Genomic DNA, 14,712 nt, shown 5'->3' with positions numbered 1-14,712 from the left:
TCCGGACAGAGCCCATGACCAAGGACCTTTCACTGGCAATCGACGTCGGCACAGGCAGCGTCCGCGCTGCCCTTGTCGATGATCGGGGCCGCGTGCTTGCCATCGCCGCACAGGAGCACGAACAGATCGTGCCGGCCTTTGGCTGGTCGGAACAGCGCCCATTGGATTGGTGGCGCGGTGTGGTCCAGGCAATCCGCAGCGTGCTCGACCAGGTCGAAGATGCGCGCGGCCGGATCGTCGCTATCGCCGCTTGCGGCCAGATGCATGGAACGGTGCTGATCGATGACGACGGACAGCTGACCCGCAAGACCGTGCCGCTCTGGAACGACAAGCGTACGATCGGTTACGTCACCGCATTCGAAGCCGCCCATCATCCGCAGGATTATCTTAGCGAAAGCTCCAATCCGCCGACGCCGGCCTGGCCCGCCTTCAAGCTGCAATGGATCCGCGACAACGATCCCGATGCCTATCACCGCGCCACCGCCGTGATGATGCCGAAGGATTTCATCAACCTGCGGCTGACAGGCGAGCGGGCGATGGACCGCACCGAGGCCTGCGCCAGCTTCCTGATGAACCCGGAAACCGGCAACTGGTCTGAGAGCATGTGCGACATGCTGGGGCTGGATCGGAGCAAGCTGCTGCCGATCCGCAACCCGCTCGACGTGCTGGGCACGGTGACGCAGGCTGCGGCGCTGGAAACCGGGCTTCTTGCCGGCACGCCTGTCCTCGTCGGTTGCGCCGACTATCCGGCGGCCTTGCTCGGCTCCGGTGTCTGCCGCCCTGGGCTCGGTTCCGAGGTGATGGGCACGTCCTCGATCATCACAGCGATTTCCCGCAAGCCGCTGCTCGATCCGTCGATTTCCAATGTCGGCACGGTCGAGGGCAACTGGGGTGCGTTCATGCTGTTGGAATCCGGCGGCGATGCGATGCGCTGGGCGCGGCGGGCCTTTCACGAAAAACAGCTCGGCTATAGTGAGATCGTCGAGAAGGCGGCGCAGGCGCCGGCGGGTTCGGATCGCCTGTTCTTCGTGCCCTATCTGGCCGGCGAGCGTTTTGGCGACCACCGCAATGCGCGCGCCCAGTTCTTCGGTCTTGCCGCAGCACATGGGCTGGCGCATATGCACCGCGCTGTTCTCGAAGGCGTCGCTTTTGCCGTCAAACGGCATATTACGATCATGGAGGAGGCGTCCGGCGAAAAACTAGAACGCATTATCGCATCCGGCGGTGGTGCCCGCACCAAGCTCTGGATGACGATCAAGGCCAGTGTCTACGGCATCCCGATCGTGGTTCCGCAGGAAGCCGAATGTGGCATTGTCGGCTGTGCCGCAATGGCGGCAACGGCAACGGGACAATTCGGCTCGATCGAAGCGGCCGCCGGCCAGTATGTGTCCTTTTCAGAGGAAATCCTGCCGGATCCGGCATGGGCTGAGACCTATCGTCCGATGCAGGCCTTCTTCGAAAAACTCTATCATCACAGCCAGGCGCTCTACGACGATCTCGACAGGTTGCCATCATGACGATTTCCGCTGTTCTCTTCGACATGGATGGCACGCTGATCGACAGCGAACCGACGCATTATGAAGCGCTCGTCGATGCCGTGGCACGGCATGGCCGAACAATCCCGGACGGTTTTGCTGAGCGTATCACCGGCATGTCGATGGCCAACTGCCATGCGGCGCTGGTCGAAGCGATTGGTCTGAATCTCACTCTGGATGACCTTGTGGCTGCAAAACACGCCGCCTATCTGGCGCTCGCACCCTCCTTGAAACGGCGCGCGGGCGTCGATGCGGTGCTTGAGCTGCTCGCCCGCCACCATATCCCTTATGCTATCGTCTCGAATTCGGACCGGATGATCGCCGATGCCAATCTGCGGGCAACCGGGCTTTCGCGCCCAGGCCTCATCAGCGTGACGCGCAATGACGTGCGTCAAGGCAAACCGGACCCGGAGCCGTATCAGCGCGCGGCGCATCTTTTGAACGTACGGGCGCAGGATTGCGTCGTGGTCGAGGACAGCCCCGTCGGCGCGCAGGCGGGACTGTCGGCCGGCATGCGGGTCATCGCCTGGCCGGAACCGCATCGCGGCGACCTCGTTTTTCCGGGTGGCTGTTTACCGGCCGATCCGTTCAATCTGATCGCAACGCTTGCCGGGCTGCAGACATCGCCGGCCATTCAAGCCGCTTAACCGTTTAACCTTTGGGGGAGACCACCATGTATCTCGACAAATTCAAGCTCACGGGCAAGGTTGCCGTCGTCACCGGCGCGGCGCGCGGCATCGGCCTATCGGCCGTGGAGGCCCTGGCGGAGGCAGGCGCGACCGTCGTGCTGACCGATATGAACCCGGATCTGCTTGCCGCCTCGACGGCCGCTATGCGCGAAAAAGGATTTTCCGTCGATAGCGAGCAACTCGATGTCACCGATGTTGCCCGCGTCCAATCCGTTCACGATGCGATCGTCGCGCGCCATGGGCGGGTGGATATTCTCGTCAACAATGCCGGCATCGCCATCAGCAATCACCCGGCCGAAACCATGGCAGATGATGTCTGGAACAAGGTTGTCGATGTCAATCTCAACGGGTTGTTCTGGTGCTGCCGCGCCTTCGGCCGTTCGATGCTGGAGCGCCAGTCCGGGTCCATCGTCAATGTCGGGTCGATGTCTGGTTTCATCGTCAACCGGCCGCAGGAACAGGCAAACTACAATGCCTCGAAAGCTGCTGTTCATCATCTGACCCGGTCACTGGCTGCCGAATGGGGTGCGCGCGGCGTGCGCGTCAATGCGGTCGCTCCGACCTATATCGACACCGACATGAACAAATATGTCTACGATGATGCGGACATGTACAAGCACTGGGTCGGCGGCACGCCGATGAACCGGATGGGCCGCCCGGATGAAGTGGCGTCCGTCATTCTCTTTCTTGCCAGTGACGCTTCCAGCCTGATGACCGGTTCGATCGTTCTGGCCGATGGAGGCTATGTATGCTGGTAAGAGCAGCAGAGGCTGTCGCCACCAGAGGTGCGCGCTTTCCCGGACGCTACATTCAGGGCCCCGGCAGCATCGCCAATCTGGGTGCTGAGGCCGCATCCTACGGATCGAAAGCCGCCATCCTGCTCGACAACGGCATCTTCGATCTGCTGGTGGAACCGGTCACCGAGGCCTGCAATGGCAAGATCGAAGCGCTGGTCATCCGCCATGGTGGCGAATGCAGCGAAAGCCAGATTGCAGCACTCGTGGAGGCCGCGCGCAAATCGGGCGCCGATATCATTATCGGGGCGGGCGGCGGCAAGGCGCTGGATACGGCAAAGGCGGCGGCACGCGATCTGGACCTGCCGGTCATCGTCTTTCCGACCATCGCAGCCTCGGATGCACCCTGCAGCGCGCTTGCGGTCATCTATAACGACGATGGCACCGTTGCCTATGACACGTTCCTGCCGCGCAATCCCGATTTGGTGCTGGTGGATACCGCGCTGATCGCCAAGGCACCGGCCCGGTTTCTGGCTGCCGGCATCGGTGACGCGCTCGCCACATTCTATGAGGCCGATTCCTGCCGCCGCAGCGGGGCGCGCAACTGCATGACGATCCCTGGCATTTCGATTGCCCATGAGATTGCCCGCCTGTGCCGCGACACCATCTTTGCGCACGGGGCCCAGGCGCTTGCGGAATGCGACGCAAAAACGGCAGGTCCGGCGCTGGAGCGCGTCGTGGAGGCCAATATCCTGCTCTCCGGCATCGGTTTTGAATCCGGCGGCGTTGCCGCCGCCCATGCCATTCATCATGGCCTGTGCGAGCTTGAAGATGTGCATCACCATCTGCATGGCGAAAAAGTCGCGATCGGCGTCCTCGCCGGTCTGAAGCTGCATGGGCTTGAGGACGAATTCGAAAGGGTCCGCGCCTTCTGCGCCAAGGTTCGTCTTCCGGTGCGGCTCGCCGATATCGGTATTGCGGATGCGTCGGATGAGAAGCTTGCGATCGTCGCGCGGCGGTCCTGCAGGCCGGGCGAAATCATCCATAACGAGCCGATGCCGGTCACGGAAGACATGGTCATTGCTGCGCTGAAAACACTGATTTGAAACGGAAGACTGAACATGAACATGGATAGCGAAAACAAGGCCTTCCCGGAACAGCAGTTCGCTGGAAAGTCTGTCGTCATCTCCGGCGGCACCAGCGGCATCGGGCTCGCCATCGCCGAAGGCTTTTCCCGCGCCGGTGCAACGGTTGTCGCCAGCGGTTCGTCCGCCGCAAAGATCGCCGAATGCAAGGCGAATGCGGATTACGCCGCTATCGATTTCCGCTTGTTCGATGTCCGCAGCAATGAGGACGTCAAAAGCTTTTTCGCCGGTTTTTCGAGCCTGGACGTTCTGGTCAACTGCCAGGGCGTCGCGCGCCCCGATGCCGAATGGGACGAAGAGACCTTTCTCGATGTCATGGACATCAATCTATCAAGCGCGATGCGGCTGTCGCGGGCAGCTTTTCCATTGCTCAAAATATCGGGTGGCAGCATCATCAATTTTGCCTCGATGCTCAGCTATCTCGCCGATGAAACAGTGCCAGCCTATACGGCGAGCAAGACGGGGATCGTCGGTTTGACCCGGGCTCTTGCTCACAAATATGGCCGCGACGGCGTCCGGGTCAACGCAATCGGCCCCGGTTATCACAAGACCGAGATGACCCGGGCGCTCTGGTCTGTCCCAGACAGCGCGCAAAAGATCGCCGAACGCTCCGCCCTGAAACGCTGGGGAACAACAGCCGACCTCGTCGGCCCCGTACTGTTCCTCGCCTCCCCCGCCGCCCAATTTGTCACCGGTGTGACGTTGCCGGTCGATGGCGGCTACCACTCGGGTTGACCGGTGTAATCCAAAACCTTGCACGCAAGCCGGAGGATTAATGTTCCTGCGGACGGCACTTCACTTGCCGGTCTGTGGGGATGCGGAGAATCTGTTGCCGGTCAGCCGGTGTCGCGCATGCGGCTTTCGACGCTGCGCAGGTGTTTTCGCATAGCTTCGGCGGCTGCCGCCGGGTCGCGGTCGGCGATGGCCTGGACGATGCGTGCATGTTCGGCAAAGCTGTGATGGTCAGCGGGCGGGCGCAGGGGGGTGTCGCGCAGCCGCCCCCACGTGACGGCCCGGCGAACGGCGTTCAGCGTATCGAGAAGGCCAAGCAGCAGCGAGTTCTGCGATGCCTCGCCGATGGTGCGGTGTAGTTTATTGTCCCATTGTTCGTAAAGGCGCCAGGTCGGCGCCTGCTGCGCCTTTTGCATGCAGCTGCGCATCTCGGCGATCTGTGCCGCCGTTGCATTCAGCGCAGCGCACCGCGTCACTTCCGGTTCAAAGGCGATGCGTGCGCCCATCACTTCAAGCGGGTTCGTTCTTTGAACCATGGAGTTGATATCGGCGACCGTGTCGATCGGGCGATCACCGGTGAATGTGCCTTTGCCCACATGCCGCCAGACCACGCCCTCGGCCTGCAGGGTTGCCAAGGCCTTGCGCAAGACCGCGCGGCCTATATCCAGGGATTCCGCCAGTTCGCGCTCGGGAGGCAATCTACCGTCGTCGGGCAAGACGGCGGTGGCCAGAAATCCCTTGAGTTTTGCGAGGGCTGAAAAGTCGGTTTTTTCGTCCATGTTATCGAAACCAATTTTGAATTGGGTTTTCTTATAATTTGTGAGCACTGTGGTGTCAACGATCGCGATATAAAAATTGTAATTTTCTGAGTCGAAAATAAAGTGTTTTAAAGCAATAGCTTATTGGTTATTTGGTGCCCTCTATATGCTTCGACGTTTGAGCTGTCAGAGGAGAATGTCAAACAAATTGGTTGACACAATGGCGTATTAATACAGAATTGGTTTGAAATTGGGTTCTGAGGAGGGCCCATTCAACGGGAGGAGAACAAAATGAGGAATTTTTCCAAAAGGATTCGGGCCTATGCCGCCGCCGCCGTTTTTTCGGCTGCCGCCGTATTGCCGGCCGCGGCCTGGGCCGATCCGATGCGGATCGCCTTTGGTGACATCGCGACGGTGGAATCGCTGCATCTGCTGGTCGCGCTGGAGCGGGCCAAGGAGAAGGGCGTCGATGTCCAGGTCACATATTTGAAGAGCGAGGATATCGCGGCACAGGCCGTGGTCAGCGGGCAGGCCGATATCGGCATCGGCGGACCCTATGCGCTGTTGCAGAAGGTCAAGGCGCCGATCCGCGTGTTCATGCAGCTGAGCAAGCTGCAGTTCTATCCGGTCGTCAATTCCGAATTCTACAAGGACTGGAAAGATCTCGACGGGCAGGAAATAGCCGTCCATTCGCGCGGGTCGGGCACGGAAGCCATCATGCAGCTGATGGCTGACAAGAACGGCATCAAATATTCCAATATCGCCTATGTGCCGGGCGCCGAAGTGCGCACCGGTGCGCTGCTTCAAGGCAACGTCAAGGCGACAATTGTTGATTCGTCCGGCAAGCGCATCCTGGAAAAGGAAGCGCCGGGCAAGTTTGCCTTCCTGCCGCTCGGGGAAGTCGCGGCCACCGACGAGGCGCTTTTTGCCAATACGGACTATCTGACGGCCAATGAGAAGGATGTCGAAATCCTGGTCGAGGCTATCCTGACGACCTGGCGCGAGGTTGCGGCCGATCCGAAGTCGATCGTGGCGCTGCGTGAGAAATACAAGCTGCTTCCGGATGCGACCCCCGACATGATCGCCGATATCGAGCCCTATTTCACGGAGGCCGCTCCCGGCATGCCGCTGAATGGCGGCGGCGAAGATGCGGCCCGCGACGATTTCGATTTTTACACGGTATCGGGTGCGCTGACCGGCGATCCGAAAGAACTGAAGGTCGAGGATTTCTGGAGCCTCGGCGCGCTGAACGCGGCCCTCGCCAAGGCAGGCACGAAGTAGGATGCAGATGTCCGTGTCCCCCACCAAACTGACCGACGGGATCGGAGCCAAGAAAGCTCCGGTCACGGCCGGCGCGACGCTTTTCAGGTTTGCAGAAGAGAGGCGGTCCTTCTGGGTCCTGCTGTCGCTGGCAATCCTGTTTGGCGCCTGGGAGATCGCGGGGTTGATCCCCATCAGCTTCGCGTTCCCCACCTTCAGCGAGACGGTGATGGCCTTTTTTGAAATGCTGTTTGATGGCAGCATGTTCTATGCGTATTTCCTGACACTGCAGCCGCTTGTTCTTGGTGTCGCCGTCTCAGCCGTCCTCGGCATCGCGCTTGGCGTTGCCATGGGATTGTCTTCCAAAGTGGAATGGCTGCTCGCACCTGTTTTCATCGTGCTTCAGGCGGCGCCGATGGCGGCACTCGTGCCGCTCGTCACCTTCATCTACGGGATCGGGCTGACGGCAAAGACACTTGCAGTCATCATGCTGGCGCTGCCTGTGATCGTGCTCAATGCCTACAAGGCGGTGCGCCACGTCAATCCGTCACTTGTGGATATGTGCCGCTCCTTCCAGGGAACGCGCCTGCAGCAGATCTTCAAGATCATCATTCCGGATGCATCGCCAGTCCTGTTTGCCGGACTGCGTTTGGGTATCGCCGCCGGCTTCATCGGCGTGATGCTGGCGGAACTTTTGATCACGCCGACGGGTATCGGCGATCTCATCACCTATCACCGGTCGGTGGCCAATTATGCGCATATGTATGCGTCGGTCGCCTCCATCATCGCGGTCTCGACGCTGACGCTGGCGGGCCTGCAATATTTCGAAACGCATGTGCTGCGTCCTGAAAAAAGGAGGAAGTAAGATGGCAAATACTGCGCTTTCTTACGCCAATGGCCCAACGGCTGCAAAGGTCGGTGACGCTGTCGTCGAGGTCCGGGAAATCTGCAAGCAATATGGGGAAATCGAAGCGCTGCGCGGCATCAATCTGGGTTTCGAGCGCGGCAAGCTGACGACGCTTCTCGGTCCTTCCGGTTGCGGCAAGACCACGCTGTTGAAGATCATTGCCGGCCTTGTCCCATCGACCTCGGGCGAAATCCGCGTCAATGGAAAGGTGGTCACCGGTCCGGGTCCTGAACGCGCCTTCGTCTTTCAAGACTTTGCCCTGATGCCCTGGGCGACCGTGCTTCGCAATGTCGGTTTTGGCCTGGAGTTGAAGGGCATATCGGTTGCGCAGCGCAACGCGACCGCCCGCCGCTATATTGAGGAAGTGGGCCTTGCAGGCTTTGAGGACAAATATCCGCACGAGCTTTCCGGTGGCATGCGCCAGCGCGTCGGCATCGCACGGGCCTTTGCAGTCAATGCCGATGTCCTTCTCCTTGACGAGCCGTTCTCGGCGGTCGACGAGCAGAACCGGCGCAAGTTCCAGGAAGACCTGTTGCGGCTGGTCGATCTGGAGAAGAAAACCTTCATCTTCGTCACCCACTCGATCGAAGAGGCTGTCTATGTGTCGGATCGCATCGTGCTCCTGTCGCCACGGCCGGGCCGTATTTCCCAGATCATCGATCCGCGCATCGACCGCTCCGCCACACCCGACGACATCCGCCGCGATGCCGGTTATCTCGACGTCGTCGAGGAAATCTGGCAGGGGCTGCGCCAATATGCGGAGTAGGTGACATGACCCTTTTCGGTATTCGCATTCCCATGATGGCGTCGCTTGTGATGTGGGCCTTGCTGTGGGAAATCGTCGGGCGGCTGGATCTGATCTTCCTGATCCCGCCGATGACCTCGGTGATCGCGGCGGGTTTCAGCCTTGTCCAGACGGGATCCTGGCAAAGCGCCACGGTGATCACGCTGCGCTCGTTCGTCTACGGGATGGCGCTCGCCATTATCGTCGGGGTTCCCCTCGGTGTCCTGATGGGCCGGGTGAGGATCGTCGATAATATCTTCGGTCTCTGGGTCAACATGTTCGTCAGCGCGCCACTCTCTGCGCTGGTGCCGATCCTGATGATCCTCTTCGGTCTAGGCGAAACCACCGTCTTCGTCACGGTGTTCCTGTTCGCTGTCTGGATCATCGTGCTCGATGCGCGGGCCGGCGTCATGCAGGTTCCGCCATCGCTGATCGAAATGGGGCGCTGCTATGGCGCCTCCCGCTGGACGATCTTTACCAAGATCGTTCTTCTCTCCGCCCTTCCGGAAATCCTCGCGGGCATCCGCATCGGCCTCATCCGCGGGGTCAAGGGCGTCGTCATCGGTCAGATTCTGGTCTCCATCATCGGCTACGGGGAACTCTTCGAACTGTATTCCCGCAGTTTCGACATGGAGCGGTTCTGGGCTCTCACCCTCATTCTGTTCGCCGCAGCCATGTTGCTGTCTGCGGCGGTCGAACACTTCGAAAAACGCATCGAATATTACGCAGGAGCGCGATAATGAACCAAATGCCTCACCTCACGAACTATGTCTTCACCCCCGAGCCTGTCCCCACCATGCCGGTCGCCGGTACCGACGCGCTCTTTCCCGTCCACCGCATCTACTGCGTTGGCCGCAACTTCGCCGACCATGCGGTCGAGATGGGCCACGACCCGAACAAGGAGCCGCCGTTCTTCTTCCAGAAGAATCCCGATACGCTGGTGCCCCCCGGCCGGGATTTCCCCTATCCAAGCGAGAGCAAGGATGTCCATCACGAGATCGAGCTGATCGTGGCGCTGCACAAGGGCGGCACCGACATTGCGGTCGAAAATGCGCTGGATCACGTTTTCGGCTACGGCGTCGGCCTCGACATGACGCGCCGCGACCTGCAGGGAGAAGCCAAGAAGGCCGGCCGGCCATGGGAGACGGGTAAGGCTTTCGAGGCCTCCGCACCCTGCAGCGTCCTGCATCCCGTTTCCAAGGTCGGTCATCCGGCGGCCGGCGCAATCTGGCTGAAGGTCAATGGCGAGCTGCGCCAGAATGGCGATCTCAACCAGATGCTCTGGAAGGTGCCTGAAATGATCGCCTATCTTTCGCGCTTGTTCGAATTGAAAGCTGGCGATCTGATTTTCGCAGGAACCCCCGCAGGCGTCGGTGCGGTCGTTTCCGGCGACGTGATGGCCGGCCATGTCGATGGCGTCGATGCCATAACGGTCAAAGTCGCCTGATCCTGAAATTTGCGCCGGCCTCCCACGGTAAAGGGGAGGCCGGCGTTTCTGCGGACTGCCGCCGCGATGCTGGTCGCTACGGCGCCATTACAAAGTTGAAACCGGGGAGAGAGGGTTACCCTCCCGCAAGAAATAGCCGTTCGCCAGACCCAGGTTGTGGCAACGGAAATCTGCGCGCATGGACAGAATTTAATGCATAAAGAGAAGCGGGACAGGGTATGTTGGCGTGAAGCGACTATGGCTCTGTAGGTTATATTTTCCGATATGATCGACATGCTCTCTTTTTAGAAAGACAGTTTGATGCGGCTGCGGATTTGGTTGATTTTCCTGTTCGTTGCCGCAGGCGGCATTTTCTTTTTTCGGGCGCAGCTGGCGCCTTATCTGCCCTCTTTCATCTCCGAGCGAATTTCGCCCGCATCGCCCGCTCAGCCGGCTGGTGCAATCGCTGCGGACAATGCGCCTGCGCAGACAGGCATTCAGGCCGTCACCGTGGCGGTGGCCACGGCGAAGGCCGGGTCGTTGCCGGTCCTTCGCCAAACGATTGGCACGATCACGCCCATCGCATCGACCGCTCTCAGCAGCCCGGCGGCTGGAACTGTGACAAAAGTTCTGGTCAAGGATGGCGACAGCGTCAAGACCGGCGACGTGCTGGTTCAGTTGGACGACCGGACGATCAGGGCAAACATTGAACGCGACACAGCCGTTCTTGCCAGGGACCAGGCTGCTCTCGACAATGCCAATACCACCCTCCAGCGCATCGAAAAGCTGAACAGCGACGGCGCCGATACCCGCCAGCAATATGACGATGCGGTGTCTGCCGTTAAACAGGCGACGGCAGCTGTCGGCATCGACAATGCCACCCTGCATGCCGACCAGGTTGCACTGACGCAGACCCGGATTACGGCACCATTTGACGGCAAGCTCGGCGTCGTCATCCCATCGCTTGGTGCCTATCTCTCCGCCGGTGCTGAGGTCGCGACGCTGACGCAGATGGCGCCCGTCTATGCCGAATTCGTGCTATCGGAAGCGGATCTCGATCTCGCCCGGTCCGCTTTGGCAAACAAGGTGCTGACGGTGTCCGTGTCAGCCATGCTTGCTGATCGCGACGGCAACGCTGTAACAGGCCCAATCGTCTTCATCGACAACGCGGTCGATCCGGCGTCCGGCACTTTCAAGCTGCGGGCGCTGCTGTCCAATGACACGCAGGCGCTGTGGCCGGGGCAGTCGGTGGATGCCGAAGTCAATGCCGGCGCACGAGATAGTCTCGTGCTGGTGCCGGTCGTGGCTCTTCAGCCGAATGGCGATGGATCAATCGGCTATGTGGTCAAGCCGGACAAAACCGTCGAACAGCGCAAGGTGACGGTCGCCTTCAATGCCGGGGACACGGCGGGCGTGACGAGCGGTTTGAAGGACGGCGAGACGGTTGTTGTCGAAGGGCAGGCAGGCTTGAGCGATGGAAGCCGGGTGAGGATCGCTGCCGCCAGCGGCGGCACGGCGGCGGCGCCCGTGTTGCCGGGGAAGGGCTCTGGCGTTCCAGCCGGCGGAGACACCGCGAAATGACATTCTCCGAAATCTTCATTCGCCGGCCGGTCGCCACCATCCTGTTGATCGTCGGCGTTATTCTCGCCGGCGTGTCGGCCTATTCTCAGCTGCCGGTCGCCGCGTTGCCGCAGGCGGATTTTCCCACGATCAACGTTTCGGCGCAGCTGGCCGGTGCGTCGCCCGACACGATGGCGAGTTCGGTCGCGACACCGTTAATCAAGCAATTCGAAACGATCGCCGGGATCGACACGATCAGCGCCAGCTCTTCGCTCGGAAATACCCAGATCACCATCCAGTTCGACCTGTCGCGCGATATCGATGCCGCAGCCGCCGACGTTCAGGCGGCGATTGCGCGCGCGCAACGCCAGCTGCCGGATAACCTGACGACGCCGCCGAGCTACCGCAAGGCAAATCCGGCCGATGCCGCAGTGCTGATCCTGGCGCTGACGGGAGATGGCGGACCTCTGTCGAAGATGGATGATGTGGCGGAAAACATCATCTCGCCGGCGCTTTCGACCATTTCGGGCGTCGCCCAGGCGCAGGTTTTCGGCGCGAAGGCCTATGCCGTGAGGATCGAGGTCGATCCGCGCAAGCTGGATAGCCGCGGCCTGTCGCTGAACGGTCTGGCCTCGACCCTGTCTGCTGCCAACAATCAGTCGCCGGTCGGTACATTGCAGAACGGATCGCAGGCGTTGACCGTGGATATACCCACCCAGCGCTCCGATGCCGATGCCTTCAAGACGCTCATCATCGCGCAGCCGGGCGGCCGGATCGTGCGGCTGGGGGATGTCGCCAAGGTCCAGGACAGCGTTTCCGCCATCAATCAGGGCAGCTGGCTCGACGGAAAGCCCTCCATTGCGCTCGCCATCCAGCGCCAGCCGGGCGCCAATACCGTCGCTGTTGTCGATGCCATCCTGGCCAAGGTTCCGGAACTGCAGGCGGGGCTGCCACCGGGCATGCATATCAATATCGTCAACGACGCCTCGGTCTCCATTCGCGCTTCGGTGAACGATGTCGAGACGACGCTGGCGATCACCATCGGCCTCGTTGTCCTGGTGATCTTCCTGTTTCTGAGGCGCGTTTCGGCAACATTGATCCCTGCGCTGACCGTGCCGCTCTCGCTGATTTCCACCGTCGGCTTCATGTATGTGCTCGGCTTTTCCATCGACAATATCTCGCTGCTCGGGCTGACGCTTTCCGTCGGGCTTGTCGTCGATGATGCCATCGTGATGCTGGAAAACATCGTCCGCAAGGTGGAGGAAGGTGTTGCGCCCTTTGAGGCTGCCATCGAAGGCAGCCGCGAAGTGACGGGGACCATCATCTCCATGTCGATTTCCCTGGTTGCCGTGTTTCTGCCGATCCTGTTGATGGGCGGTATTGTCGGCCGCGTCCTCAATGAATTCGGCGTGGTCGTCACCCTGGCCATTCTGTCGTCGGCCGTCGTGTCGCTGACCGTCACGCCGATGCTGGCGGCGCGCCTGCCGCAGCAACAGCATGGGGATAGCGCGCGTGAAGGAATATTCGACAGAGTGACGGCAGGCTATGGACGCGCCGTCGGCTTGTGCCTGGAGCATCGGGCCATCGTCATGATGGTGTTCGTTGCGACGCTGGCCGCCACCGGCTGGATGTTTGCAAGCCTGCCACGCAGCTTCTTTCCGACGGAGGACATCGGTATCCTCACCGTATCGACGCAGGCGCGGCAGGATATTTCCTATCAGGCGATGAGCGCATTGCAGGCGCAGGCGGCGTCGATCGTTTCGGCAGATCCGGACGTTCAGCACGTCACCTCGACGCTGGGAGCCGGACCTGGGGGGTCGGCGCTGAATACCGGTTCCCTGCTCGTGCAGCTGAAAAGCCGCGATGCACGGCGGCCGCTTGACGAGACCTTGAAAAGCCTGCGGCATTCGCTCTCTGCTGTGCCCGGATTGAAAGCCTTTATTACCCCGTCGCAAAGCCTGCGGTTTGGCGGGCGCAGCACGCAAAGCCTTTACCAGGTGGTCCTGCAATCCATCAATGCCGCTGCAGCCCGGCAATGGTCGCAGACACTGGGCGACGCGATGCGCGCCGAGCCGGCTCTTTTCGTCGATGTTGCCTCCGATCTGCAAAACAACGCCCTGCAGGCCCATGTCATGGTCGATAACGATCGGGCGAGCAGTTTCGGCATCACAGCCGAGGCCCTCAGGACGACGCTGGAGGCGGCTTTTGGCAGTTTCGTCGTCACCCAGATCCAGACGACCGGCAACAATTACGACGTCATCCTCGAATATGATCAGTCTCTGCCCTGGAACGAGCAGACATTGGCCGCCATTCGCGTACCATCGTCCTCCGGCGCGCTGGTGCCGCTTTCCAGTTTTGCCCGGGTGACCCGCGAGGCAGGCCCGGTGACGGTCAACCAGACCGGGCAGCTGACCGCAGTGACGCTGTCGTTCAATCTGCCGCAGGGCGTTTCGCTTGGCACGGCAACGGCACGGATCGACGCGCTGAAGCAGGAGATCAAACTCCCCGCATCCGTCAGCACCAACTATGCCGGTGCCGCCCAGATATTCGAACAGGCAAGCGGCAATACCGGCCTGTTGATCGGCGCGGCGGTGCTGACGATCTATGTGGTGCTCGGCGTGTTCTACGAGAGTTTCCTGCACCCGCTGACGATTTTGTCCGGTCTTCCATCTGCGGCGTTCGGCGCTCTCTTGACCTTGAAGATTTGCGGCTTCGACCTGTCGATCATCGCGCTGATCGGTCTTCTCATGCTGATCGGGATTGTCAAGAAGAACGCGATCATGATGATCGACGTTGCCCTGTCGCTGCAGCGCGACGAACATCACGCAACGTTGGATGCCATCCACCAGGCTGCCGTGCGCCGCTTCCGGCCAATCATGATGACGACGTTCTGCGCCCTGCTCGGAGCCCTTCCGATCGCGATCGGAGCGGGGGCAAGCTCCGAACTGCGCCAACCCCTCGGCGTCGCCGTCGTCGGCGGTCTTCTGGTCAGCCAGGTGCTGACATTGTTCATGACGCCGGTTGTCTTTGTCGAGATCGAGCGGTTGCGGATGTTCATGCAGTCCTTGTGGACCCGCAAGCAGGGGGTTCCGGTGGAGCCGTAAGAGCGCCTTAGGCGCTCAGGGGAGATATCGTCGCAATCCTGCGCAATTCGGCAGAAAGAGCCGGGTTTTTCATTCCAC

13 protein-coding genes are annotated in these 14,712 nt (G+C 60.8%); 12 read left to right on the top strand and 1 reads right to left on the bottom strand.

All coding sequences use genetic code 11. The features are described 5' to 3' along the window. Nucleotides 1-14: 14 nt before the first annotated feature. Genes PYR65_RS24845 through PYR65_RS24825 form a run of 5 tightly spaced genes read left to right on the top strand, consistent with a single transcriptional unit; the run spans nucleotide 15 to nucleotide 4,838 of the window. Nucleotides 15-1,517: a xylulokinase gene (locus PYR65_RS24845; RefSeq protein WP_276121395.1), complete on the top strand. Its 1,503-nt coding sequence runs from the start codon at nucleotides 15-17 to the stop codon at nucleotides 1,515-1,517. Beyond that, complete coding sequence (locus PYR65_RS24840) at nucleotides 1,514-2,182, top strand: HAD family hydrolase (RefSeq protein ID WP_276121394.1); 669 nt, start codon at nucleotides 1,514-1,516, stop codon at nucleotides 2,180-2,182. The genes PYR65_RS24845 and PYR65_RS24840 overlap by 4 nt, the downstream gene beginning before the upstream one ends. 26 nt (nucleotides 2,183-2,208) lie before the next feature. Further along, the gene (locus PYR65_RS24835) at nucleotides 2,209-2,982 is read left to right on the top strand and encodes an SDR family NAD(P)-dependent oxidoreductase (RefSeq protein WP_276121393.1); all 774 of its coding nucleotides are present in this window, start codon (nucleotides 2,209-2,211) and stop codon (nucleotides 2,980-2,982) included. Beyond that, nucleotides 2,973-4,064 (top strand): glycerol dehydrogenase, encoded by a 1,092-nt coding sequence (locus PYR65_RS24830; RefSeq protein ID WP_276121392.1) that lies wholly within the window; start codon nucleotides 2,973-2,975, stop codon nucleotides 4,062-4,064. The genes PYR65_RS24835 and PYR65_RS24830 overlap by 10 nt, the downstream gene beginning before the upstream one ends. A 21-nt stretch (nucleotides 4,065-4,085) precedes the next feature. Further along, the gene (locus tag PYR65_RS24825; RefSeq protein ID WP_276121817.1) at nucleotides 4,086-4,838 is read left to right on the top strand and encodes an SDR family NAD(P)-dependent oxidoreductase; all 753 of its coding nucleotides are present in this window, start codon (nucleotides 4,086-4,088) and stop codon (nucleotides 4,836-4,838) included. Nucleotides 4,839-4,939: 101 nt separating this feature from the next. Here PYR65_RS24825 and PYR65_RS24820 read toward each other — a convergent pair whose 3' ends face one another. Continuing rightward, nucleotides 4,940-5,614, bottom strand: coding sequence for a FadR/GntR family transcriptional regulator (locus PYR65_RS24820; protein ID WP_276121391.1), 675 nt, complete (start codon nucleotides 5,612-5,614; stop codon nucleotides 4,940-4,942). A gap of 270 nt (nucleotides 5,615-5,884) precedes the next feature. On the opposite strand from PYR65_RS24820, the gene PYR65_RS24815 reads away from it, so the two are divergent. The 7 genes from PYR65_RS24815 (at nucleotide 5,885) to PYR65_RS24785 (ending at nucleotide 14,634) form a co-directional block, all read left to right on the top strand. Next, the gene (locus PYR65_RS24815) at nucleotides 5,885-6,874 is read left to right on the top strand and encodes an ABC transporter substrate-binding protein (protein WP_276121390.1); all 990 of its coding nucleotides are present in this window, start codon (nucleotides 5,885-5,887) and stop codon (nucleotides 6,872-6,874) included. A gap of 7 nt (nucleotides 6,875-6,881) precedes the next feature. Next, on the top strand, nucleotides 6,882-7,718 hold the full coding sequence (locus PYR65_RS24810) for an ABC transporter permease (protein WP_407951346.1): 837 nt from the start codon (nucleotides 6,882-6,884) through the stop codon (nucleotides 7,716-7,718). A 1-nt stretch (nucleotide 7,719) separates the two neighbouring features. Then, nucleotides 7,720-8,526: an ABC transporter ATP-binding protein gene (locus PYR65_RS24805; RefSeq protein WP_276121388.1), complete on the top strand. Its 807-nt coding sequence runs from the start codon at nucleotides 7,720-7,722 to the stop codon at nucleotides 8,524-8,526. A 5-nt stretch (nucleotides 8,527-8,531) separates the two neighbouring features. Continuing rightward, entirely contained in the window at nucleotides 8,532-9,284 is a 753-nt protein-coding gene (locus PYR65_RS24800; protein ID WP_060637383.1) for an ABC transporter permease, read from the top strand. After that, nucleotides 9,284-9,991, top strand: a complete 708-nt coding sequence (locus PYR65_RS24795) for a fumarylacetoacetate hydrolase family protein (protein WP_060637382.1) — start codon at nucleotides 9,284-9,286, stop codon at nucleotides 9,989-9,991. Before PYR65_RS24800 ends, PYR65_RS24795 begins: the two co-directional genes overlap by 1 nt. 300 nt (nucleotides 9,992-10,291) lie before the next feature. Beyond that, on the top strand, nucleotides 10,292-11,551 hold the full coding sequence (locus PYR65_RS24790; protein WP_276121387.1) for an efflux RND transporter periplasmic adaptor subunit: 1,260 nt from the start codon (nucleotides 10,292-10,294) through the stop codon (nucleotides 11,549-11,551). Then, nucleotides 11,548-14,634 (top strand): efflux RND transporter permease subunit, encoded by a 3,087-nt coding sequence (locus tag PYR65_RS24785; protein WP_276121386.1) that lies wholly within the window; start codon nucleotides 11,548-11,550, stop codon nucleotides 14,632-14,634. Before PYR65_RS24790 ends, PYR65_RS24785 begins: the two co-directional genes overlap by 4 nt. The last annotated feature ends 78 nt before the right edge of the window (nucleotides 14,635-14,712 follow it).

Origin of the sequence: Pararhizobium qamdonense, assembly GCF_029277445.1 — a bacterium.
GTDB lineage: Bacteria > Pseudomonadota > Alphaproteobacteria > Rhizobiales > Rhizobiaceae > Pararhizobium > Pararhizobium qamdonense.
This window is presented reverse-complemented; position numbering and strand designations above follow the sequence as displayed.

Coding starts and splice junctions, on each gene's coding strand:
- PYR65_RS24845 (WP_276121395.1), top strand. CDS start 15: ATGACCAAGGACCTTTCACTGGCAATCGACGTCGGCACAGGCAGCGTC.
- PYR65_RS24820 (WP_276121391.1), bottom strand. CDS start 5,614: ATGGACGAAAAAACCGACTTTTCAGCCCTCGCAAAACTCAAGGGATTT.
- PYR65_RS24815 (WP_276121390.1), top strand. CDS start 5,885: ATGAGGAATTTTTCCAAAAGGATTCGGGCCTATGCCGCCGCCGCCGTT.
- PYR65_RS24810 (WP_407951346.1), top strand. CDS start 6,882: ATGTCCGTGTCCCCCACCAAACTGACCGACGGGATCGGAGCCAAGAAA.
- PYR65_RS24835 (WP_276121393.1), top strand. CDS start 2,209: ATGTATCTCGACAAATTCAAGCTCACGGGCAAGGTTGCCGTCGTCACC.
- PYR65_RS24795 (WP_060637382.1), top strand. CDS start 9,284: ATGAACCAAATGCCTCACCTCACGAACTATGTCTTCACCCCCGAGCCT.
- PYR65_RS24790 (WP_276121387.1), top strand. CDS start 10,292: ATGCGGCTGCGGATTTGGTTGATTTTCCTGTTCGTTGCCGCAGGCGGC.
- PYR65_RS24830 (WP_276121392.1), top strand. CDS start 2,973: ATGCTGGTAAGAGCAGCAGAGGCTGTCGCCACCAGAGGTGCGCGCTTT.
- PYR65_RS24840 (WP_276121394.1), top strand. CDS start 1,514: ATGACGATTTCCGCTGTTCTCTTCGACATGGATGGCACGCTGATCGAC.
- PYR65_RS24805 (WP_276121388.1), top strand. CDS start 7,720: ATGGCAAATACTGCGCTTTCTTACGCCAATGGCCCAACGGCTGCAAAG.
- PYR65_RS24825 (WP_276121817.1), top strand. CDS start 4,086: ATGGATAGCGAAAACAAGGCCTTCCCGGAACAGCAGTTCGCTGGAAAG.
- PYR65_RS24785 (WP_276121386.1), top strand. CDS start 11,548: ATGACATTCTCCGAAATCTTCATTCGCCGGCCGGTCGCCACCATCCTG.
- PYR65_RS24800 (WP_060637383.1), top strand. CDS start 8,532: ATGACCCTTTTCGGTATTCGCATTCCCATGATGGCGTCGCTTGTGATG.